Origin of the sequence: Mesorhizobium sp. M7A.F.Ca.CA.002.04.1.1, from assembly GCF_004022805.1 — a bacterium.
Taxonomy (GTDB): Bacteria; Pseudomonadota; Alphaproteobacteria; order Rhizobiales; family Rhizobiaceae; genus Mesorhizobium; species Mesorhizobium ciceri.
On the sequence record NZ_RZPL01001057.1, the window covers coordinates 1 to 1,307 of the forward strand.

The 1,307-nt window shown below is 63.0% G+C and carries 1 protein-coding gene and 1 pseudogene; one reads left to right on the plus strand and one right to left on the minus strand.

Annotated features, from left to right (window positions below; all coding sequences use genetic code 11):
- A pseudogene (locus ENZ75_RS32045) lies at nt 1-457 on the minus strand (ATPase); the annotation flags it as partial.
- A 154-nt stretch (nt 458-611) separates the two neighbouring features.
- Between ENZ75_RS32045 and ENZ75_RS32050 the strand changes: the two are divergent.
- Nucleotides 612-1,175, plus strand: a complete 564-nt coding sequence (locus tag ENZ75_RS32050) for an XRE family transcriptional regulator (protein ID WP_027160588.1) — start codon at nt 612-614, stop codon at nt 1,173-1,175.
- The last annotated feature ends 132 nt before the right edge of the window (nt 1,176-1,307 follow it).

Here is a 1,307-nt window from a genome sequence, read left to right on the forward strand (position 1 = left end):
TGCCGATCGTGATCGAATGACGCCCGGCAAGGTCATAGACCGCCTGCAGGTCGCGGGTGCGGATGCGATGCGCAACGGCGCCGATATGCGGATAGGTGGTGATGCCGCGGTCGAAGACCGGTCTGGCGCCGGGCTCCGCACCGTCACGGACTTCGCCGATCAACTCGATGCTGACCTCGATGGCGTTCTGGCCCTCATTGCTCCAGGCGCGGTCCGACTTGCCGATCGCGTAGACAAGGCCGACGGTTCGCGTCGATCCGAGATTGATGGAAATCATCTTGCCGACTGTCCACAGGCCGGTCACCGCGCCGTCGGCATCGTCCGCATAGGCGCTGATGGTGGCGCGAGCGCCGTCGCATTGCACGACATTGCCGAGGATGCGCTTGTCGTTCTGCTCGGTCTGGCGGCGCTCCTGCGAGGTCGGTTCCCCCACGGAGGCTTCGCGTTCGACATACATGGACAGGCCAATCCCCATTTCCCTGGAGAGTCGATCCTACCCGAATGGGGTTAAGGCCCGATGAGGTCGGATGGTGTAGAGAGCATTAAGGGGCCTGTGAAAATTGTCGCAAGGCGGCTCTTCTCCGGCGTCAATATTTCACTATAATAGACATATGGATGATATAGCGAACGAAATTTCCTCGACGATAGGCCGCAGGATACACGCCGAAAGGGTCATGCGTGACTGGTCCCTGGCCGAACTGGCGGAGCATTCCGGCGTCTCGAAGGCGATGCTCAGCACGATCGAGCGAGGCAAGACCAGCCCGACGGCGGCGCTTCTGGTGCGCATCGCGTCGGCCTTCGGCATGACGCTGTCGACCTTGATCGCGCGCGCCGAGCTGCAGGGCGGCGGGCTGCTGCGCGAGGCCGACCAGCCGGTATGGCGCGATCCCGATACCGGCTATGTCAGGCGGCATCTTTCGCCGGCTGGCGATATGCCGCTGGAACTGATCAAGGTGCATCTGCCGGCGGGCGCCAGGGTCAGTTTTCCGGCTGCTTCATACGCCTTCATCAAGCAGCAGATATGGCTGATTTCCGGGCGGCTCGAATTCATCGAAGGCGATATGGCGCACAAGCTCGAGCCCGGCGACTGCCTGGCGCTTGGGGCGCCGTCGGACTGCACCTTCCATGCCCTGGAGCCCGGCGCCGACTATCTGGTCGCCCTGGTCAGAGGCTGACACAATGGCAAAGAGACCAAAGCGCTCCCACAATGGGGGGCCGCCTCTCGATGAGTACAAGGGCCCGCCATGGGGCACGGGCGATCCCTATATCTTCCTGGCCTGGCAGGCAGCGCACGCCAAGGCGTGGAA